The following is a 21803-nucleotide window of genomic DNA, read 5'->3' as shown; positions in this document are numbered from 1 at the left end:
CAAAAGCCCCGAGAGATCGGGGCTTTTTATTTGACTTACCGCTAAACAGAAATTCTGTTGTTGATTCTGGAGAAGACTTTACGAGCATTGCCCTCAAAGATCATTTCCTTTTCTTGCTTGCTTAATCCATCAACAGCATTGAGATAACGACGGGTATCGTCAAAGTAAAAGCCAGTATCAGGGTCGATATCTTTGACTGCCCCAAAAGTTTCTGATGCAAATAGAATATTTTTTGCTGGAATGACTTCTGTTAAGAGATTGATTCCAGGCTGGTGATACACGCAGGTATCAAAATAAATATTGTTTAAGAGCTTGTGATTGATATCTGGGATGTCCATATCCTTGGCGAGCCCCCTAAACCGACCCCAATGGTAAGGCACTGCTCCACCCCCATGCGGGATTAAGAAATGCAGCGCTGGAAACCGAGCAAACAGATCAGAAGTGAGGCATTGCATAAACGCAGTGGTATCAGCATTTAAATAATGAGCCCCCGTTGTATGAAAGCAATCATTACAACTCGTACTCACATGAATCATGGCTGGCACATCTAAGGCAATCATCTCTTCATAGATTGGGTGCCAATAGGCATGACTCAGTGGGGGGTCTCGCCAATGACCCCCAGAAGGATCTGGATTGAGGTTAATGCCAACAAATCCATATTCATTAATGCATTTACGCATTTCAGGCAAACAAGTACTGGTATCGACACCGGGTGACTGTGGAAGCATTGCAGCCCCAACAAAGCTCTTGGGGAATAACTGCGTTACTCGATAGCAAAGTTCATTGCAGATGGCTGCCCAAGTCGCCGAGGTATTAAAGTCACCGATATGGTGAGTCATGAAACTCGCCTGAGGGGAGAAAATGGTGACATCAATACCGCGCTCTCTCATCCTAGCAAGTTGATTTAATTCAATCGACTCTCGAATTTCATCATCAGTGATTTTTAAGTCAGATACCTTAGGCCCTAATTCAGGTGTGTTGAGATTTGCTACCTGAGCATCACGCCAAGCCTTGAGGGCCTTAGGGGCTGTTGTGTAGTGGCCATGACAATCAATAATCATCTATTACTTTCTTGGATAGGTTAATTCGGGGCCAAGCCTTGAATGCCTGAACGCTGTATAAATATCTTGAGTTTTCCGCTTGCAATCATTTGGTCTACGAACTCATTGAGGTAGGTAGTTGAGCCTTGGAGAGCAATCGGCGTCCCTAAAGCCAGATTTTCATATCCAATGACATCGGGCAATACTCTCGAACCCGGAACGGAGGAAGCCATCTCAAACAGAATGGCTTTATTGGTAGAAAATCCATCGATCTCCCCTGTTTTCAACATCGTAATAGCTTGTTTGGTTGAGCTGGTCTGAACCAAAGTAGCGTTTGGAATCAAAATTGGTAACTCGGCCTGAGAATTGCTGCCTACGCTATAACCAATTTTGATTTTCGGACGATTAATTTCTGCTTGTGACTTTAGTGAACTCTTAGGGCTGATTAAAAATCCCTTTTCAATTCGGATAACCGTCTTTGAAAACGTAATGTATTTCGCACGATCAGCGCTGGCATTAGTAAAAACTAGATCAACCTCATTATTTTTTACGGCAGATAGAACATCAGCGTTTTTTTCAAATACTACTGGCGTGTACTGCTTGCCAATTTGGGCGGCAAGAATCTCACCAAGATCGTATCCAATACCTCGGGTCGGTTTTGAGCCCTCTGCAGGAAGAATAGATGTAGGCGTAACCTTATATAAGCCCATTCACAAGCCACCCTGAGGTGCTAGTACATTGTTTGGCGTGTTTGCACAAGCAAATAACGCCAAACAAAATAGCGTTGAGAGAACTCGCTTAGCGCTTAGCCACAATTTCATTCAATGCCCTTTGCTAATCCGGCTGAATATTGGCTTCGCGCACCAATTTTTCATAACGCTTACGCTCTGAATTCAAGTAAGCAGTAAATTGCGCCGTTGTTCCAGGGCTAACCTCTCCGCCAACAGAACCCAATCGCTCCATCATCTCTTTAGATTGCAATGCTTTCTCTACCTGAGTATGAAGTGTCTTGACAATTGAAGCTGGAGTCTTAGCAGGCGCAATCAAGCTATACCAAACGGAAGCTTCAAAGCCTGGGAAACCAGACTCTGCCACTGTCGGTACATCCGGAAATAACGGTGAACGCTTTGCACTCATGACGGCAATAATCTTGAGCTTGCCACTTTTTACATGGGGAGCCACTTCCAACATATTCACTGCGACCAAATCCAGTTGGCCACCAATCAAATCCGTAATCGCAGGAGACCCACCCTTATATGGAACATGCTTTAAAGAAATTCCGGCGGCTTGCTCAAAAAATTTCATGGCCATATGGGGCGTTGCTCCATTACCGGGAGTGCCATAGGTGATGAAATCAGGATTTGCCTTCGCAGCCTTAATCAGATCAGATAACTTTTGGTATTTACTATCAGCTGATGTAGCAATGACCACTGGCACACGTCCAATCAACGCGATTGGGGTAATGTCTTTATCAATATCAAAGGGTTGTGGCTTGTACAAAGACATATTAGCCGCTAATGCATTGGCAGCAACCATCAAGGTGTAGCCATCTGGTGGACTATCAATCAATTGCTTAACGGCGATATTAGTACCAGCACCTGGTTTATTTTCAATGACGACTGGCTGCCCCATTGAAGCGGACAGGCTTTGCCCCAATGTTCTGGCAACTAGGTCAACAGCTCCACCCGGGGCATAACCAACTAAAACTTTGATGGGCTTATTAGGATAGTCTTGGGCTAATAGGTTGCCTGCAAATAGCAAGTTGATAGCAATACAGATGCCGAAGATGATTTTTTTCATTTGGTTTACTCCCTAGGAGCGCCAGACATTTTGACAATGCCTTCATAACGCTTAATTTCTGATTGTGAGAATTTAGTAAATTCCGCAACAGAGCCGCCATCCACTTGCGCACCAATAGATTGAAGATTTTTTCTCACTTCTGGATCTTTAAGCACCTTATTAAATGCAGCATTAAGCTTTTCAGTCACATCTTTTGGAGCACCAGCTGGTAGCATCACGCCATACCAGGCGTTTGCCACCATGGGTACACCCGCTTCTTTCATGGTCGGAACATTAGGCAGCTCAGGGATGCGCTTGTCAGATGCAACGCCTAGAGCCTTTAGCTTGCCACCTTTAATATTTGCCATGGAGCCAGTATCGAGCATCATATCGATGTGGCCTGCCATTAAATCTACTGCTGCAGGACCGCTACCTTTATAGGGAACATGGCGAATATCTAGACCCGTCACTGTTTTAAATTGGGCTCCCGCTAGATGTTGTGACGCGCCAATGCCAGCAGAGCCATACGTGAATTTTCCAGGATTTTGCTTCGCATCATTCATTAAATCCTTGAGGCTATTCCATGGTGACGATGCTGGAACAACCATGATGTTTGGAATCGTGCACACCAACACCACCGGCGTGAAATCCTTTGCAGCATCAAAACCTTGATTGGCAAATAGATGAGGTCCGGCAGCATTGGTTGAGCTAGTTGCCATCAAAATCGAATAGCCATCAGGCTTATCCTGAAGAAAGGCTTGGGTACCGATATTGCCACCAGCACCCCCTTTATTCTCAACAAATACCGAAACGCCCAACTCTTTAGTCAGCGGCTGCACCAAGATACGAGCAACCTGATCAGTTGCCCCACCCGGTGGCCATGGAACTAAAAATTTAATCGATTTATCTGGATATGCAGCCTGAGCATGAAAAGCAACGATACTCAATACACTGGCAATGAGTAAACGCAGTGTCATATGACGCCTTTTTGCTTGAGGGTGATATCAATCCAAGCATCATCATATTGACCATCCAAAATCGATTGAATGGTTTTGCGCTCAACAGCTTCTTTTTCTTTACCTAAGCGTGCACCCTCTAATGCTATTGCAGGAGATAAGGCGATGATGCCATCACAGTCACCTAGAATGATATCGCCTGGATTGACCACCATGCCACCAATAGATACTGGGACATTGATACTGCCTGGGCCATCTTTATAAGGGCCGCGCATATTGACGCCACGTGCCCAGCAAGGGAAGCGATGCTTTTCAAAAGCCTCCACATCACGAATTGCTGCATCAAATACAGCGCCAATCGCCCCTCTGGATTTGGCAACCGTCATCATGATTTCTCCAAACAAGGCACGAGATATATCGCCACCACCATCCACCACCAAGACGTCACCTGGTTTGAGAATCTGCAGCGCCTTATGAAGCATGAGGTTATCGCCTGATCGAACACTGACCGTCACTGCGTTACCACAAACGGATACTGGTGACTTATTAACTGGCAAGATATCTACTGCCCCAATAGTTCTTCCAAGAACATCGCTCACCACCGAAGTAGCCAACTCTGTTAAAGCGGTTATACCCTCTTTGAAGGCTTCTTTTCTTGGATTGATTTCGTAACCATTATTCATATTGCATTCCTCTTTAAATATTTAATCGACTGTTGTGCAAGGATAAGCACCTTGAGCATTTGCATTGGTCATGACTAGGAATACGCAAAGCCCTACTCCAAGCAATAGCTGTCTCTTCATTATTAATATTCTCTCTTTCTTCGCCTATCCGCATAAGGCATAAGCTAAGATTTATTCTTTAGTAAAAATATACCTTACTCAGCGCACTTTTATACAAAAACAGTTGAAATGACCAAAAGCCTGAATAGAGACGAATTACTATCGATCGCCAAGTCTTTTGACTCTAAAGATAAGTGTCCGGACTGCCAGTCGCTCAGCTGCGCTGGCTGGGAAAGTATCCCGGGCGGCTTTACAACGAATTCTCTGGAATGCATTGCTACCCTAAGAGTAGAGGACGCCCCTGATTGCTGGGACGAAGATCATCCCAATGGTACTGATATGTGGTCCAAGGACGCCCCTATCTCTATCCCCTTTCACCCCTATAACAAGTCTGACGTTTATAAATGCAAGCATTGCGAGTGCAAGTACCTTCGTTATACGGAATGTGGTGGCTATTACGTAGATGAACGCATTCGCGAGCTTAAAGCTGAACTCATTTCATAATCTATATTTTCATCTGCGCAAAAAGCTCAAAAGCCCCGATCTCTCGGGGCTTTTGTATTTGAAGCGCTTCAATAGCAATGGTATTGCTTAAGACTTCTTCTTCACTGGTGGCAAGTCTGTGCAATGACCATGAGCTGCTTCAGCAGCTAAGCCGACGGACTCACCTAAAGTTGGGTGTGGATGAATGGTTTTACCAATATCTACTGCATCAGCACCCATCTCAATAGCAAGACAAACCTCACCAATCAGATCGCCAGCATGAGTGCCCACGATGCCGCCACCGATGATGCGATGCGTTTTTGCATCAAAAATGAGCTTGGTGAAACCTTCATCACGACCATTGGCAATCGCGCGACCACTTGCTGCCCACGGGAACAAACCTTTTTCATATGCAATGCCTTGGGCTTTGCACTGCTCTTCAGTAAGGCCGGCCCAAGCCACCTCAGGATCTGTATAGGCAACTGATGGAATCTGCTTGGCATCAAAGTATGACTTCTCGCCTGCTGCCGCTTCAGCCGCCACATGACCCTCATGCACTGCTTTATGCGCCAACATCGGCTGCCCTACTAAGTCACCAATCGCAAAGATGTTCGGTACATTAGTACGCATTTGTTTATCTACAGGAATAAAGCCACGCTCATCAACTTGAACGCCTGCTTTATCGGCAGCAATCTTCTTACCATTTGGCGTGCGACCAACTGCTACCAGCACCAAGTCATAAGTCTGTGGTTCTGCAGGTGCATTTTCACCCTCAAAGCTCACTTGAATGCCATCAGGCTTCACTTCTGCTTTGGCAGCACGAGTCTTGAGCATGATCTTTTCGAAGCGTCCGGCATTGAACTTCTCCCAGACTTTTTCTAAATCACGATCGGCACCAGCCATGAGGCCATCCATCATCTCAGCAATATCAATGCGTGAGCCTAGAGTGCTGTAGACAGTCGCCATCTCTAAACCGATGATGCCGCCACCAATCACGAGCATTCTTTTTGGAATACTTTTGAGCAATAAAGCGCCCGTACTATCTACAATGCGCGGATCTTCTGGCAAGAAAGGCAATTTCACTGGCTGACTACCAGCTGCAATGATGGCTTTCTGAAAACGCACTACTTCTTTTTGACCGGTTAAGTCTTGGCCATCGCCACTGGTGAGCTCAACCTCGACATGGTTTGCATCTAAGAAACGCCCCAAGCCACGAACAACTTTGACTTTACGAGCTTTGGCCATACCAGCTAAACCACCTGTAAGCTTGGCAATGACAGATTCCTTGTAACCACGCAATTGATCAATCTCAATCTTCGGCGCACCAAAGGTGATGCCATGCTTAGCCATCGTCTTGACTTCATCCATGACTGCAGTGGTGTGCAGCAATGCTTTAGATGGAATGCAACCCACGTTTAAGCAAACGCCACCTAAAGTTGCATAGCGCTCCACCAAAACGGTGTTCATACCTAAGTCAGCACTACGGAATGCCGCGCTATAACCACCAGGACCAGCACCTAGAACCAATACTTCGCACTCGTGATCAACCTTGCCGCTGTACTGCCCTGCCTTTGGAGCAGGAGCCATGGCAGCTGGTGCTGGGGTAGCGACTGGAGCTGGAGTGGCCGCAGGTGCAGGTGTTGCAGCGGGCGCTGCTGCGCTTGCCTCAATCTCAGCAATGACCGTTCCTTTGCTAACTTTATCTCCCAACTTCACCGAGATAGCTGTGATAGTTCCAGCAGCGTCCGCAGGAACTTCCATCGTCGCTTTATCAGATTCGAGAACGAGTAATGGCTGCTCTTTCTCAATCGTATCGCCGACTTTTACCAATACTTCAATGACGGGTACATTTGAATAATCGCCAATATCAGGAACGAGGATCGTTTGCTTAGCCATAGATCCTCCTTACAGAGAAGCGCGACGGAAGTCGGCTAAGAGTTGAGCGATGTATACATTAAAGCGTGTCGCTAAAGCACCATCAATCACGCGGTGGTCTGCAGAAAGAGACAATGGGCAAATCAGGCGTGGCACAAATTGCTTGCCATCCCACACGGGCTTCATTGCAGCTTTGCTAACACCCAGAATGGCAACTTCAGGAGCATTGACGATTGGTGAGAAATAAGTGCCACCAATACCACCCAATGAAGAAATCGTGAAACTGGCACCCTGCATTTGATCTGGCTTCAATTTGCCATCACGAGCAAGTGCAGCCAATTCAGAGGTTTCTTTAGCGAGCTCGAAGATACCTTTCTTATCAGCATCTTTAATGACTGGCACAACCAAACCGGTTGGAGTATCAGCAGCAAAGCCGATATTGAAATACTTCTTGAGAATCAAATCATCGCCATCAAGCGAACTATTGAACTCCGGATATTTCTTCAGCGCAGCCACTGCAGCCTTCATTAAGAACGCGAGCATGGTGATCTTCACACCCTTCTTCTCATTCTCTTTATTAGTGAGGACGCGGAATGCCTCTAAGTCAGTGATGTCTGCATCTTCGTGATAAGTCACGGCAGGAATCATTACCCAGTTGCGTCCCAGATTAGCAGCTGTGAGCTTCTTAATACGATTAAGAGGTTGACGCTCAATCTCACCAAACTTCGTGAAATCCACTTTAGGCCATGGAATCAAATTGAGACCGCCTAAGCTGCCGCCACTTGAGGCTGCAGCAGGACTGCCTGCGCCACCACTCATGGCTGCTTTGACAAATGCTTGAACGTCTTCTTGAGTAATGCGACCCTTAGGGCCAGAGCCTTTAACTTGCGTAATCGTCACGCCAAGTTCACGCGCAAATTTACGCACTGATGGGCTAGCATGACTTAATGTTGCATCAACGGCTGGCGCAGGAGTGCTGCTAATCGGAGGAGGAGCCGGTGCTCGAGCGATTGGAGGCTCAACTGGCTTAGTTACTGAGGTTGCTGGGGTTGCTGGTGCTGATGTAACTGCTGGAGCAGGCGCTGATGCTAAACCAGATCCGCCTTCTAAAATCACGACAACTGATCCCTCAGAAAGATTGTCGCCAACTTTTACTTTCACTTCCTTTACAACACCCGAGTGTGATGAAGGTACATCCATGGTTGCTTTATCGGACTCAAGCACAACGATTGATTGCTCTTTTTCAACCTTATCGCCCGCTTTAACCAAGACTTCGATAACTGGCACATCTTTATAGTCACCAATATCAGGCACTTTGATTTCGATTGGTGCACCACCAACACTTGCCGGGGCTGGCGCAGGTGCAGAAGCTGAAGCTGCTGGAGCTGGAGCCGCTGCAGATGCTGCGCCCCCCTCTAAGGTGATGACAACTGAGCCCTCAGAAAGGTTGTCACCAACCTTTACCTTAACCTCTTTCACTACACCAGAGTGCGATGAAGGAACATCCATCGTGGCTTTATCAGATTCCAGAACAACAATTGACTGTTCTTTTTCGACCTTGTCACCCGCTTTAACAAGAACTTCAATGACTGGCACATCTTTATAGTCGCCAATGTCCGGTACTTTGATTTCAATAGTTTGACTCATGAATTAATCTCGCTTTAAACCGTCATTGGGTTTGGTTTAGTAGTGTCGATGCCATACTTCTTAATAGCATCAGCCAATTTCTGACGATCAAGCTGACCTGCGTCAACCAAAGATCTCAAAGCAGTAATCACTACCCAGCGGCGATCTACCTCAAAGAAGTCACGGAGTTTTTCACGAGTATCGGAACGACCAAAACCGTCTGTACCCAAAACTTCATAACGACGACCCATGTGCTGAATCGCTGGACGAATCTGCTCAGCAAACATACGAACATAGTCAGTGGCCGCAACGATTGGACCAGTAGTGTCTTTCAAGCACTTCTCTACATGAGAAAGTGTTGGTGCTGCAGTTGGGTTGAGCAGGTTAGCGCGATGTACCGCATTCCAATCGCGCCCTAACTCAGTAAAGCTTGGGCAACCCCATAGGTCAGAGGCAATGCCCCAATCTTTTTGTAGCATCTCAGCCGCTTCAATGACCTCACGGAAGATCGTTCCAGAACCTAAGAGTTGGACGCGTAACTTCGCATTGCTGTCACCTACAGACTTGAGTTTGTACATCCCTTTAATGATGTCTTTTTCAGCGCCTTTTGGCATTGCTGGATGAGCGTAGTTCTCATTCATCAAAGTCACGTAGTAATAAACATCTTCTTGAACTTCAAGCATACGACGCATACCATCTTGAATTACTACTGCCAATTCAAATGCAAAAGTTGGGTCATAGCTAATGCAGTTTGGTACCGCAGCGCTCCACAGATGGCTATGACCATCTTCGTGTTGTAAGCCTTCGCCATTCAGAGTAGTCCTACCAGCGGTTCCTCCAAGCAAGAAGCCACGGCTACGCATATCACCTGCCGCCCAAGCTAAGTCGCCAATCCGCTGGAAACCAAACATAGAGTAGAAGATGTAGAACGGCAACATGGGTACCCCATGAGTAGAGTATGAAGTTGCAGCCGCGATCCAGTCACACATACCGCCCGCTTCATTAATACCCTCTTGCAAAATCTGACCAGTTTTGTCTTCTTTGTAGAACATCAATTGATCATGGTCTTCTGGGGTGTAAAGCTGGCCCAACTGATTCCAAATACCCAGTTGACGGAACATGCCCTCCATACCGAAAGTACGTGACTCATCTGGCACGATTGGAACTACGCGCTTACCGATAGTCTTGTCACGGACAACAGTATTGAGCATGCGCACAAAGGCCATCGTTGTAGAAATCTCACGACCTTCGCTGGTGGCTTCTAGCAATGGTGCAAATGCATCCAATGCTGGTACGGGCAAGCTTTCTGCTTTAGCGCGACGTTGTGGCAAGTAACCGCCTAACTCTTGGCGACGCGCTTTCATGTACTCTAGTTCTGGACTACCTTCCGCAAACTTCACCAAAGGCATGTCATCGAGTTGCTCGTCTTTTACTGGAATCTCGAAGCGATCACGGAAACGACGAACATCATCATCATTCATCTTCTTAGCTTGGTGAGCAATGTTCATTGCCTCACCAGAACCACCCATACCGTATCCCTTGATGGTGTGCGCCAGAATCACGGTTGGTTGATCTTTATGATTCACTGCCGCGTGAAAAGCTGCATACACTTTGTGCGGATCATGGCCGCCACGGTTCAGTTGCCAAATCTCTTCATCACTCCAGTCACTTACTAGGGCTTTGAGTTCTGGGGTGTTAAATACGATCTCGCGAACGTAAGCACCATTCTTGGCCTTCATGGTCTGGTATTGACCATCCACGATCTCTCCAAGACGCTGCATCAAGATGCCCTTCTTATCGCGGGCAAACAAAGCATCCCACTGACCGCCCCATACCACCTTAATGACGTTCCAGCCTGCGCCGCGGAATTCGCTCTCGAGCTCTTGAATAATTTTTCCATTACCGCGTACTGGTCCATCTAAACGCTGCAAGTTACAGTTGATCACGAAGATCAAGTTGTCTAACTTCTCGCGACCAGCCATACCGATAGCACCCAAAGATTCTGGCTCATCAGTTTCACCATCACCCAAGAAAGCCCAAACCTTACGACCTTGCTCTTGAATAAAGCCACGGTCTCTTAAGTACTTCATAAAACGAGCTTGGTAAATCGCCATGATTGGACCAAGACCCATCGATACCGTTGGGAACTGCCAAAAGTCTGGCATCAACCAAGGATGTGGGTAGCTAGAAATACCTTTACCACCAACCTCTTGGCGGAAGTTATTTAATTGGTCATCGGTTAGGCGCCCCAGCATATAGGCACGGGCGTAGACACCTGGAGCTGAGTGACCTTGAACAAATATCAAGTCGCCGCCATGTTCTGGAGATGGTGCATGCCAGAAGTGGTTGTAACCAACGTCATACAAAGTTGCGGCAGACTGGAATGAGGAAATATGTCCACCCACATTGGTATCTTTGTTTGCACGCAGCACCATGGCCATGGCATTCCAACGAGTGTATGAACGAATGCGGTGTTCCACGTTTTGATCACCAGGCAAGCGTGCTTGGTTCTCTACTGGAATCGTATTGATATAAGGGGTCTCTGCATGGAAGGGTTGATCTACCCCATTCACACGTGCATGAGAAATCTGCTGATCAATTAAGTAAGCAGCACGCTGCGGACCTTCATTGTGAATAACGCCATCAAGGGCCTGTAACCATTCTTGTGTTTCACCAGGATCCGCATCCTGTAGATTTTGCTTGCCTAATACTTGGTCTGGAACCGCAGCCATAACTTGTCTCCAATAGATATTTCAGTTATTTCATTAATTCAACATTTGTCGTTCACTCTATAGGCAACATTCTAGAAAGGTATATGGGTGTAAACAAGCAATTTTCCACATAATGATAATATTTCTCATAATGTGGTATTTTATTGCGATGCAAATAGAATTTAGGGATCAGGTCAAAAATGCGATTTATAGGCTCCGATAAGGCAAAATGACCTTATTCCTATGAAATCAACAGCTTTATTCGGCTTAGTCATTAAGCCCTTTAACTGGCTCCGCAAAATTCGCGGATTTAGGCTCGTTTACACCCCGCTTCTTGCGATTGTGTTGTTTACCGTAGTCATGGGCATTATTTTGGGCACCCTGCACTTGCAGGAAAAGGGGCAACAAGAGGCGGCTCTATTTAGAGAACTGTCATTTGCTAAGCAACGCATTCAATTACGCTTTGCCAATAATGCCGATTCATTAAATACGATTAATCGCGAAATCGCGGCAAGTAGTGAAGATACAAAACTCAGGCAACTTGTTCGCGAGCAAGCAGATGACTTGGTTTTAAATAACCATGAAATTGTCAAAATCATTTGGCTCAATGCAGAAAATACAAAACAATGGACAGTTCCTGTCAATAATGCCAAAACCGATTGGATTAGCAAAACCCAGAATGATCAAGCGGTCAATGAGGGTCTTAACAAAGCTATTGAGCTAAGTCGCGCTACAAGTAGAGCAGCTTTTAGTCAATTCATTTCACTCAATCTATCGGATGAAGAACCTCTAGTAAAGGATAGAAGAACAGTCTTCTGGCAAGTCGCTCCCAATATTGTAGGCGGCCAAGTTATTGGTTTTTTAGCGGCTCTGTACACAACGCAAGGCATCTTAGACATCATTCCGGGAGAGCTCAAAGCCCATTACCGCTTCACCCTCCTCACTGACAAGGAGAGAGTTCTCTCCATCTCCTCCGATCGCGATACACCCAAGCGGGCTTTTAGCAATCAAACCAGTTTGGATATTGGCGTATTAAGTCCAAATTTAGTATTACGCATCGACACCTATCCACCCCCAACCAATTTGACTTTCCGCATGTTGATTGGTGTGGTGATTGGACTCTCCGCTTTTGTAATTTGGAGTCTATGGTCAGTACTAAAGCAGATGCAAGTGCGACAAGAGGCCGAAGCTAACTTAAGCACAGAAACCAGTTTTCGTAATGCGATGGAAAACTCTACTCCGGTGGGTATTCGTGCACACGATATGCAAAAGCGCATTACTTATGTAAATCGCGCTTTTTGTGAAATGACTGGGTGGTCGGCAAAAGAGCTGGTAGGTCTTTTGCCCCCCTTCCCCTTCTGGCCTGATGCCAGGCGTGATGAGCTTGTCGACAAAATGAACCGCGCTCTTTTATCAGACACGGGATCGAAGACTGGTATTGAGGGGGCTATTTTGCGACGCGATGGCTCCTTGATTCAGACCCGTACTTTTATTGCTCCCTTAATTAATGAGCGGGGCAAGCAAACTGGCTGGGTCACTTCTTTAATTGATATCTCTGAGCCTAAAAAAATTCGAGAAGAGCTGGCAGCATCACAAGAGCGCTTTATTACCGTGCTCGAAGGTTTAGACGCTGCAGTGTCTGTAGTGGATTTGGAAAGCGATCAGCTTTTATTTGCCAATCGCTTCTATCGAGAAAATTTTGGAGACGATTCGAAAGGTCACTTCCAACTGGCTGGCAATGCCAATAACTTAGAAACCCTGCATGATGTTGCGGAAGATCTGCAAGACTCTCCTCCCGGTATCCCTACCTCCTTTTTATATCAAGAGTCCGAGTCTGAAGAAATTCAACTGAGTGATGGCAGCAATAAGTGGTATGAGGTTAGGCGCCGTTTCATTCCTTGGGTCGATGGCCACTTAGCTCAACTATTAATTGCTACTGATATTACGGCTCGTAAGGAGGCGGATGAATCAGCGCGGCTACAAGAGGAGCGCATGCAATTTACTAGTCGTTTAACCACTATGGGTGAGATGGCCTCATCTCTTGCACATGAATTAAATCAACCGCTCTCAGCGATCTCTAACTACTGCATGGGTGTGGCTAAACGTTTAGAGGGCAATTTAGATCCTGCGCTTACAAAAGATATCTTGCCTGCTCTTGAAAAAGCATCTGAACAGGCTCACCGTGCCGGTACGATCATTCAGCGTATTCGTGGATTTGTTAAACGCAGCGAGCCGCAACGAAAATCTACAGCCATTAGCGAGATCATCAATGATGCAGTGGGATTGGTCGAGATTGAGGCGCACCGACATCGCCTCACCATGACATCGAACATAACCGAGAATCTCCCCGAGGTAGATATTGATCCAGTATTGATATTGCAAGTATTGGTTAATCTCCTCAAAAATGGCCTAGACAGCACGCGCGAGGCCTACCCGCTTTCTTCTCGCTGGTCGGCCCCTGCGGTCAATATCTCCGCTGACCTCGATACCAGCATCTTCCCAGCCATGCTTCGCATTCAGGTGAGTGATGGTGGGTCTGGAATCCCAGAATTGGTCTCCCAGCGCATGTTTGAGCCTTTTTTCAGCACTAAATCTGATGGAATGGGCATGGGGCTCAATATTTGTCGCTCCATTATTGAATCCCACCAAGGCCGTCTATGGGCGGTCAATCGTATGGATGCCGAACATACTAAGCTGGCTGGCTGCACCTTTACAATACTCTTACCCCTAGTTTCCCCGGAAGCAGCGGGTAATGTTTAATAGCAATACCGACTGAATCACCTTGTGAGATCCGATATGAACTTGAACGCGAGTACCAAACCCAACCAGGCCGAAGTTGTTTATGTCGTTGACGATGACGAAGCAGTTCGCGACTCCCTCACTTGGCTTTTAGAAAGCAATGGTTATGTCGTGCGTTGCCATGCAAGCGCTGAAAGATTCTTACAGTCCCTCCAAAGCACAGATAAGTCCACTATCTCTTGCGCCATTCTGGATGTTCGTATGCCGGGTATGTCTGGCCTCGAATTACAAGAACGTTTGATTAGTGAAAATTTACCAATGCCAGTGGCCTTCATTACAGGTCACGGTGATGTATCGATGGCAGTCTCCACCATGAAGCGTGGTGCTGTTGATTTTATTGAAAAGCCTTTTAAAGAAAATGATCTCTGTGGTTTAGTTGATCGTATGCTAGCTAAAGCTCGTGTGGATTACTCACAAGCGAGCCAACGCAAAATTACTCAGAGCTTACTGAGCAAATTGACTGGTCGTGAGCGTCAAGTACTCGAGCGCATTGTTGCTGGACGTTTAAACAAGCAAATTGCGGATGACCTTGGCATCTCTATCAAAACTGTTGAAGCTCACCGTGCCAACATTATGGAAAAGCTCAACGTCAATACTGTCGCAGACCTGCTACGCCTCGCCTTATCTGACCCACAGCCCAATTAATTCTCATCCAGATTGACCTGTAATGCCCGCTCAACTACTCGACGGAAACGCCCTCTCTAAAAAACTGCGCGCAGAAATTGCTGCCCGTGGTGCAATTGTTACTGCAAAAGGGGTTCGACCAGGTTTAGCAGTTATCGTTGTTGGTGAAAATCCTGCCAGCCAAGTGTATGTGCGCAACAAAGTGAAAGCCTGTGAAGATGTTGGCTTTCATTCAGTACTAGAACGTTACTCTGCGGAGCTTGGCGAAGAAGAATTGCTCGCTCGGATTGCTACTCTCAATGCCGATCCCTCGATTCATGGGATTTTGGTGCAACTCCCTTTGCCGGAGCATATTGCCTCTGAGCGCGTACTCGAAGCTATTGCCCCAGAAAAAGATGTGGATGGTTTCCACGTCGCCAATGCTGGCGCCTTAATGGTAGGCCAGCCTGAATTTAAGCCCTGCACACCTTATGGCTGTATGAAGATTCTCGAAAGCATTGACTACCCTATTCGCGGCGCTCGTGCTGTGATTGTTGGCGCCTCCAATATTGTGGGCAAGCCAATGGCAATGTTGTTACTGCAAGCTGGTGCAACAGTAACGATCTGCAATAGTAAAACCCGTGATCTGGCTCACCACACTAAAGATGCTGATATTTTGGTGGTAGCAACTGGAAAGCCAAAAATGATCTCCGGTGACATGGTAAAGAATGGCGCTGTTGTTATCGACGTGGGCATCAACCGCCTGCCGGATGGCAAGCTTTGTGGCGATGTCGATTTTGATGCCGCTAAGTATGTGGCCGGCTGGATTACCCCTGTTCCAGGTGGGGTTGGACCAATGACCATCACCATGCTCTTGATGAATACTTTGGAAGCCGCTGAAAAAGCAGCCAAACCATAGATCCATTAAGCTAGAGGGATGAATACATCTCTCTCACCCGCTTTAAATAACTTACCCCCTGCATTACAAAACAATCCTCTGTTGACCTTTGGTCGAGGATTGGCTGCTTACTCAGCAGTTAAGCCTGAGCACATCACTCCCGCTATTCAGTTTTTACTTAAGCATGCGCAAGAAGCGGTGGATGTTGCGACTGACGCTAAGACGCCACCAAGCTGGGATGCTCTGGCCGAACCTTTAGAGGATGCAACAGAAGCTTTAGGCAGATCTTGGGGTGTCATCTCCCATCTCAATAGTGTTGCCGATACCCCTGAGTTGCGGGCTGCTTATGGCGCAATGCTTCCGGAAGTCACTGTATTCTTTTCTAGTCTTGGACAAAACCTAGCTCTGTACAAAAAGTTCAAAGAGCTCAGTAAGAGTCCTGAGTTTGCCAGACTCAATCGTGCACAGAAAAAGGTGATTGAGAACTCTTTAAGAGACTTCCGTCTTGGTGGCGCTGAATTAAGCGATGCTGACAAACCCCGCTTTTCAGCAATTCAGGATGAACAAGCCGTTTTAGGAAAAGCATTCTCTGATCATGTGCTCGATGCAACCGATAGCTTTGTTCATCTCGTTGGCAATGAAGCTGATCTGATTGGGTTACCAGAGGATGTCAAAGCCGCTGCTGCCGATACCGCGCAGCAAAAAGGCTTGCAAGGTTGGGCTTTTACTTTGCATTTCCCCTCTTACTACCCAGTGATGCAGTACTGTGAGAATCGAGCGCTACGTCGCCTCATGTATGAGGCCTATGTAACCCGCTCGTCTGAGCTTGGACCTCAATTTGCCAATGGTAAGCTTGATTGGGATAACAGCCAGAACATGCTTGATCAATTACGCCTGCGTGATGAAGAAGCGCGCATGCTTGGCTTTGCAAATTTTGCTGCGCTGAGCCTAGCTCCAAAGATGGCTAATACCGTTGACGAAGTCGATCTCTTCTTAACGAACTTTGCCAACAAGGCAAAACTTTTTGCCCAAAGAGATTGGGATGAATTGTGTCAATTTGCTAAAACAGAGCTTGGACTAACCGATGGCGTTCAGCCTTGGGATACGGCTTTTGCTGCTGAACGCTTGAAACAGGAGCGCTATTCTTTTTCAGAGAATGAACTGAAGCAATACTTCCCGCTACCCAAAGTATTGGATGGATTGTTTGGCGTGATCCAAACCCTGTTTGGCGTCAAGATTGAGTCTGCAGACTTGCCAACCTGGCACGCTGATGTGCAGTCTTTTGCTGTTAAAGATCAAGCTGGAAAAATCCGAGCGTATTTTTACTTAGACCCCTATGCCCGTCCAGGCAAGCGTGGTGGAGCATGGATGGATGATGCCCGTGGTCGTAGAGAGCTGCCTAATGGTGAGATTCAGATCCCGGTTGCATATCTCGTATGTAATTTTGCTCCACCAGTCAAAGTCGATGGGGTCTTACGTCAACCAACAATTACCCACGATGATGTGATTACCCTCTTCCATGAGAGTGGTCATGGTTTGCATCACCTGTTAACACAAGTGAGTGCCCTGGGTGTTTCAGGCATTAACGGTGTGGAATGGGATGCAGTCGAGTTACCAAGCCAATTTATGGAAAACTTCTGCTGGGAATGGGAGGTACTGGAAAAGATGACTGCCCATGTTGATACTGGCAAGCCATTACCCCGTGAATTATTCGACAAAATTTTGGCAGCCAAAAATTTTCAGAACGGTCTTATGACTTTGCGTCAGATTGTAATGTCACTCACCGACTGGAGATTACACTCGCACTTTGATCCAAAGAATGCACAAGGTCAGGCAGTGCTCGATCTCTCCAGAAAAATGGCCGCTGAGTTTAATGTCATTCCACAGCCAGAGATCTCACGTTGGATTAATACCTTTAGCCATATTTTTGCAGGTGGTTATGCGGCTGGCTACTACAGCTATAAATGGGCTGAAGTTTTGTCTGCAGATGCCTACTCCGCTTTCGAGGAGGCTGCTAAATTAACTGGTTCAGTACTTGACCCTAAGACGGGGTCTCGCTATCGAGAAGAGATTCTGGAAGTGGGTGGCAGTCGCCCTGCTGCCGAGTCCTTTAAAGCTTTTCGCGGTAGAGAGCCGAGCATTGATGCGCTATTAAGGCATGGTGGCTTGGCATAAGTAACAAATCACACCCCGCTTACTCTAACCAAGTGGGGTGTTTTTCCATTACCGACTTAAATAATTCAGATTCAAGATGATTGGCTAGCCATTTTTTGGTTGCTGGTAATGGCAACTCTGTAAATTGATCAGGATTGACCATAGAGAATTGCCTGATGAATGGAAAAATGGCGATATCAACCCAAGTGATGTGATTTCCTAATAGGTATTGAGTTGCATTCAGTGATTGCTCCATAAGTTTGAGCATGAAATCCATTGCGGTATTGAGCACCTCTTCTGGATTGAGCTCTGGATGTCGATTGGGATATTTGTATTGATCTAATATCTTCTTAAATATCCCATCGTTTTTCTCAATCCAGTCTTGCGCATTGCTAGGGTCAGCATTACTCCATCCATTTGGATCAGACTGAGTCAATGCCCATTGCATGATATCTAAGCTTTGGTCTAGAACTTGATCGCCCAAGCAGAGAAGGGGCACAGTCCCCTTGGGCGATACCAAGAGCATAGACTTGGGCTTGTCTCTTAAAGCAATCTCTCGGTGCTCTACTTGGATGCCTGCGTACTTTAATGCCATGCGGGCTCTCATGGCATAAGGACATCTCCGATACGAATACAAAATAGGCATCATGAATGCGCGATTGGATTAAGTTAGCCTAAGATTTTTTGATAGTAGCGATCACTGGGGCATGATCAGAGGGCTGCTCCCAAGTTCTCGGCTCTTTGTCAATGATGCTGGCACTACATTTTTCTTTGAGCGCTTCACTCAAGAGGATATGGTCGATACGCATGCCAGAATTTCTTCTAAAGCCCATCATGCGATAGTCCCACCAACTAAAAGTCTTTGGTGATTGTTCAAACATTCTGAAAGAGTCAGTCATTCCAAGTTGTAATATTTCTTGAAAGGCATTGCGCTCTGGTGGTGACACAAGATTTTGACCCTCCCAAGCCTTTGGGTCATGCACGTCTTGATCTTCTGGTGCGATATTAAAGTCACCAAGGAGCGCAAGACGTTGGCTTTGTACTAGCTCCTCTGCTAACCAGCGCTGAAGTGATTTAAGCCAATTAAGCTTATAGGCAAACTTATCACTATCAGGAGACTGCCCATTGGGGAAATACGCAGAGACCAATCGAATGGGCTGCATGCCAGCAAATGGAACAGTCGCAGCCAAGATGCGTTGCTGCTCATCTTCGTAATTAGGAATGTTTCTAATTGGTTTCAGAAAAGTGGTGGCAGCATCTGATGCAATGGATGCTAAAGCGACTTTACGAACGATGATGGCAACACCGTTATAGGTCTTTTGCCCTGCTGCTAGGCTGAGATAGCCAGCGGCCTCTAGTTCTGAATGGGGATACTTATCATCCGTGAGCTTGAGTTCTTGTAAACATAAGGCATCAATTGGCTCTTTCTTTTTTTCCTGATCCTGTAACCAACGAAGTACGTGTGGAAGGCGAACTTTTAAGGAATTCACATTCCACGCCGCAATTCGAATTGAATCAGTCATCTATCCCCAGTTCCTGCAATTTTCTAGTAATCGTGTTGCGACCAATACCAAGACGTTGCGCTGCCTCGACACGACGACCACGCGTTACTTCTAGCGCAGCCTGCAATACAGCTTTCTCAAAACGTGCGCATAGTGCATCGTAAACCTCTTTGTCACCATCCTGCAGCATTTTGACAGCTAGGCGACCAAGTCCACTCTCCCAATCGCTAGCATTACCTTTGAAAGCAATTGGATTGATGGGCGCTGATTCGCCTTGCAGAATGACTGTCTGCTCGCCTGCCTCAGCAACAATATCAGCTGGAAGATCGCCAACGCCAATGATGTTTGCCGGCGTCATCACCGTCAACCAATGGCACAAGTTCTCAAGTTGACGTACGTTACCCGGGAACGGCATAGCACTCATCTCTTTAAGCACTTCATCAGAGAGTTTTTTGGGCTCCACTCCCAAAGATTTTGCACAAGTGAGCATGAAGTGTCTTGCTAGGATCGGAATATCTTCGCTACGCTCACGCAAGGCAGGCATGCGCAAACGAATCACATTCAAGCGATGCATTAAATCTTCACGGAAGAATCCAGCTACAACACGTTGCTCTAGATTCTGGTGAGTTGAAGCAATAATGCGCACATTCGCTTTGATCGGATCTTGTCCACCAATACGGTAGAAATGCCCGTCACTTAAAACACGCAGCAAACGGGTTTGCAGATCAAATGGTAGATCACCAACCTCACCCAAGAAGAGTGTCCCGCCATCCGCTTGTTCAAAGCGACCACGACGCAGAGTCTGTGCACCTGGGAAAGCGCCACGCTCATGACCAAAGAGCTCCGACTCTAGTAAATCCTTTGGCACGGCAGAGGTACTCAGCGATACAAAGGGGCCTTTTGCTCTAGGGCTGTGCTTATGCAAAGCATGCGCCACCAACTCTTTACCAGCACCAGACTCACCAGTGATGAGAACCGTGGAATGGGATTGCGCTAAACGACCAATGGCACGAAAGATTTCTTGCATTGCTGGAGCTTGACCAATGATCTCGGTCGACTCCTGTCTGAGGCCTACCAACTCTTTTGCACCCGACTCGCTACGAATGCCCTGCTCTACCGCACGATGAATCAACTCGACTGCTTTTTCTACATCGAATGGTTTAGTAAGGTACTCAAATGCGCCACCCTGAAATGAGGAAACTGCAGAATCCAAATCAGAATAGGCAGTCATAATGATGACTGGTAGATTGGGATGGCTGGCTTTAACGTGCTGCAATAAATCCAAGCCATTGCCGCGCGGCATCCGAATATCAGAGATCAATACCTGCGGAGTCTCTTTCTCTAAAGCATTGAGTACATCATTTGGATTAGAGAAGCTTTTGTGCGGAATTTTTTCGCGCGCCAAGGCCTTCTCTAAAACCCAACGAATAGATTGGTCATCGTCGACGATCCAAATTGGTTTCATGATGTTTTCTCCTGCCTACGGTATGGAATTTGAATATGGAAATCGGTACGTCCAGGGCGGCTATCACAAGCAATAAAGCCCTGGTGTTGTTGAACAAAGGTTTGGGCCAAGGTAAGACCTAAGCCACTACCCCCTTCTCGCCCAGAAACCAATGGAAAGAAGATGCGCTCAATAATCTCTTCTGGAATACCGGGGCCGTTATCAATCACATGCAAATCCATGGCTAACTTATAGCGATGCTTTGCAATCGTGACCGATCTTGCCACGCGGGTTTTTAATTCGATTTGAGCAACACCCCGGCTAATTTCTTCTGAAAGAGCTTGTGCAGCGTTGTGCACAATATTAAGGGTTGCCTGAATGAGTTGCTCACGATCACCCATGATATCGGGCAAGCTGGTGTCGTAGTTACGAATGATACGCAGGCCTTTAGGGAACTCGGCTAACACTAAGCTGCGGACACGCTCTAATGCCTCATGTACATTAAACGACTCAATCACATGGGCCTTACGATGCGGTGCAAGCAGACGATCTACTAGCGTTTGCAATCGATCAGACTCTTTGATAATGACTTGCGTGTATTCACGTAAACCTTTTTCGGGTAACTCAAACTCCAATAGCTGAGCTGCCCCACGAATACCGCCCAATGGGTTCTTAATCTCATGCGCTAAATTACGCATTAACTGCTTATTTGCCTCAACTTGCTGCGTCACGCGCTCATCGCGTTCACTCCGCAGTTGCTGATCAATTGGAAACCATTCCATCATGATCAATGCGGGATCTTCAAGCGCAGCGATCACTACGTGTGCAGGAATTGAATCCTGATGAATGCTTCCCGGCAAGGAGTGCAGGACCATCTCTTGGCGTTGCGCCAATACATGACCCTGTTTGACCTCGCTAATCATGCTGTTTAATGCATTGTTATCACCAAATAAATCAAACACAGATTGACCCTCAAGTGATTTACGTGAAAGATCCAGGGCTGACTCAGCAGCTGGGTTCACATAAACCAATTGTTGGTTCTCCGCCTCAAAAACCACGATGGCATTGGGCATCTGATCGAGCAATGTCGGAAAAAAAGGAGCAGCCGAAGCTGCTCCCTTGAACGAATTGCGCAACAAACCTGCGCTCAA

General features: G+C 46.7%; 17 protein-coding genes. 5 read left to right on the top strand and 12 right to left on the bottom strand.

From position 1 onward, the window contains the following. Positions 1 to 41 precede the first annotated feature (41 nt). From A8O14_RS04185 to A8O14_RS04165, 5 genes are all read right to left on the bottom strand, one after another. Entirely contained in the window at positions 42 to 1061 is a 1020-nt protein-coding gene (locus A8O14_RS04185) for an amidohydrolase family protein (protein ID WP_068948377.1), read from the bottom strand. A 20-nt stretch (positions 1062 to 1081) separates the two neighbouring features. After that, on the bottom strand, positions 1082 to 1750 hold the full coding sequence (locus tag A8O14_RS04180; RefSeq protein WP_068948376.1) for a transporter substrate-binding domain-containing protein: 669 nt from the start codon (positions 1748 to 1750) through the stop codon (positions 1082 to 1084). 124 nt (positions 1751 to 1874) lie between these two features. Beyond that, the gene (locus tag A8O14_RS04175; protein WP_068948375.1) at positions 1875 to 2840 is read right to left on the bottom strand and encodes a tripartite tricarboxylate transporter substrate binding protein; all 966 of its coding nucleotides are present in this window, start codon (positions 2838 to 2840) and stop codon (positions 1875 to 1877) included. A gap of 5 nt (positions 2841 to 2845) precedes the next feature. Next, entirely contained in the window at positions 2846 to 3796 is a 951-nt protein-coding gene (locus A8O14_RS04170; RefSeq protein ID WP_068948374.1) for a Bug family tripartite tricarboxylate transporter substrate binding protein, read from the bottom strand. Continuing rightward, positions 3793 to 4458: an RraA family protein gene (locus A8O14_RS04165; RefSeq protein ID WP_068948373.1), complete on the bottom strand. Its 666-nt coding sequence runs from the start codon at positions 4456 to 4458 to the stop codon at positions 3793 to 3795. Before A8O14_RS04165 ends, A8O14_RS04170 begins: the two co-directional genes overlap by 4 nt. A gap of 228 nt (positions 4459 to 4686) precedes the next feature. Between A8O14_RS04165 and A8O14_RS04160 the strand changes: the two genes are divergently transcribed. Continuing rightward, positions 4687 to 5061, top strand: a complete 375-nt coding sequence (locus A8O14_RS04160) for a hypothetical protein (RefSeq protein WP_068948372.1) — start codon at positions 4687 to 4689, stop codon at positions 5059 to 5061. An 87-nt stretch (positions 5062 to 5148) separates the two neighbouring features. Here A8O14_RS04160 and lpdA read toward each other — a convergent pair whose 3' ends face one another. The 3 genes from lpdA to aceE are packed head-to-tail and all read right to left on the bottom strand — an operon-like array spanning position 5149 to position 11273. Then, complete coding sequence (lpdA, locus tag A8O14_RS04155) at positions 5149 to 6936, bottom strand: dihydrolipoyl dehydrogenase (RefSeq protein WP_068948371.1); 1788 nt, start codon at positions 6934 to 6936, stop codon at positions 5149 to 5151. 9 nt (positions 6937 to 6945) lie between these two features. Next, positions 6946 to 8562, bottom strand: coding sequence for a dihydrolipoyllysine-residue acetyltransferase (gene aceF, locus A8O14_RS04150; RefSeq protein WP_068948370.1), 1617 nt, complete (start codon positions 8560 to 8562; stop codon positions 6946 to 6948). 14 nt (positions 8563 to 8576) lie between these two features. Then, complete coding sequence (aceE, locus tag A8O14_RS04145; protein ID WP_068948369.1) at positions 8577 to 11273, bottom strand: pyruvate dehydrogenase (acetyl-transferring), homodimeric type; 2697 nt, start codon at positions 11271 to 11273, stop codon at positions 8577 to 8579. 222 nt (positions 11274 to 11495) lie between these two features. On the opposite strand from aceE, the gene A8O14_RS04140 reads away from it, so the two are divergent. From A8O14_RS04140 to A8O14_RS04125, 4 genes are read left to right on the top strand one after another with little or no spacing between them, the layout of a single operon-like run. Continuing rightward, the gene (locus A8O14_RS04140; protein ID WP_068948368.1) at positions 11496 to 14012 is read left to right on the top strand and encodes a PAS domain-containing sensor histidine kinase; all 2517 of its coding nucleotides are present in this window, start codon (positions 11496 to 11498) and stop codon (positions 14010 to 14012) included. 36 nt (positions 14013 to 14048) lie between these two features. Continuing rightward, a complete protein-coding gene (locus A8O14_RS04135) occupies positions 14049 to 14696 on the top strand; it encodes a response regulator transcription factor (protein WP_068948367.1) in 648 nt (215 codons plus the stop codon). Positions 14697 to 14718: 22 nt separating this feature from the next. Beyond that, positions 14719 to 15573 (top strand): bifunctional methylenetetrahydrofolate dehydrogenase/methenyltetrahydrofolate cyclohydrolase FolD, encoded by an 855-nt coding sequence (folD, locus tag A8O14_RS04130; protein ID WP_068948366.1) that lies wholly within the window; start codon positions 14719 to 14721, stop codon positions 15571 to 15573. Between the two features lie 18 nt (positions 15574 to 15591). Further along, entirely contained in the window at positions 15592 to 17727 is a 2136-nt protein-coding gene (locus tag A8O14_RS04125) for a M3 family metallopeptidase (RefSeq protein WP_068948365.1), read from the top strand. Positions 17728 to 17746: 19 nt separating this feature from the next. On the opposite strand, the gene A8O14_RS04120 is transcribed toward A8O14_RS04125, so the two are convergent. The 4 genes from A8O14_RS04120 to glnL are packed head-to-tail and all read right to left on the bottom strand — an operon-like array spanning position 17747 to position 21791. Continuing rightward, positions 17747 to 18352 carry a glutathione S-transferase gene (locus tag A8O14_RS04120; RefSeq protein ID WP_228385125.1) on the bottom strand — a complete coding sequence of 202 codons (606 nt, stop codon included), beginning with the start codon at positions 18350 to 18352 and terminating at the stop codon, positions 17747 to 17749. A 28-nt stretch (positions 18353 to 18380) separates the two neighbouring features. Beyond that, positions 18381 to 19229 (bottom strand): exodeoxyribonuclease III, encoded by an 849-nt coding sequence (gene xth / locus A8O14_RS04115; RefSeq protein WP_191904670.1) that lies wholly within the window; start codon positions 19227 to 19229, stop codon positions 18381 to 18383. Continuing rightward, on the bottom strand, positions 19222 to 20673 hold the full coding sequence (gene ntrC, locus A8O14_RS04110) for a nitrogen regulation protein NR(I) (protein WP_068948363.1): 1452 nt from the start codon (positions 20671 to 20673) through the stop codon (positions 19222 to 19224). Before ntrC ends, xth begins: the two co-directional genes overlap by 8 nt. Continuing rightward, a complete protein-coding gene (gene glnL / locus A8O14_RS04105; RefSeq protein ID WP_370623033.1) occupies positions 20670 to 21791 on the bottom strand; it encodes a nitrogen regulation protein NR(II) in 1122 nt (373 codons plus the stop codon). Before glnL ends, ntrC begins: the two co-directional genes overlap by 4 nt. Positions 21792 to 21803: the final 12 nt, after the last annotated feature.

This window comes from Polynucleobacter wuianus (genome assembly GCF_001659725.1).
GTDB classification, from domain to species: domain Bacteria; phylum Pseudomonadota; class Gammaproteobacteria; order Burkholderiales; family Burkholderiaceae; genus Polynucleobacter; species Polynucleobacter wuianus.
Note: the sequence above shows the minus strand (reverse complement) of the source record. Positions and strands in the feature narration are given on the sequence as shown.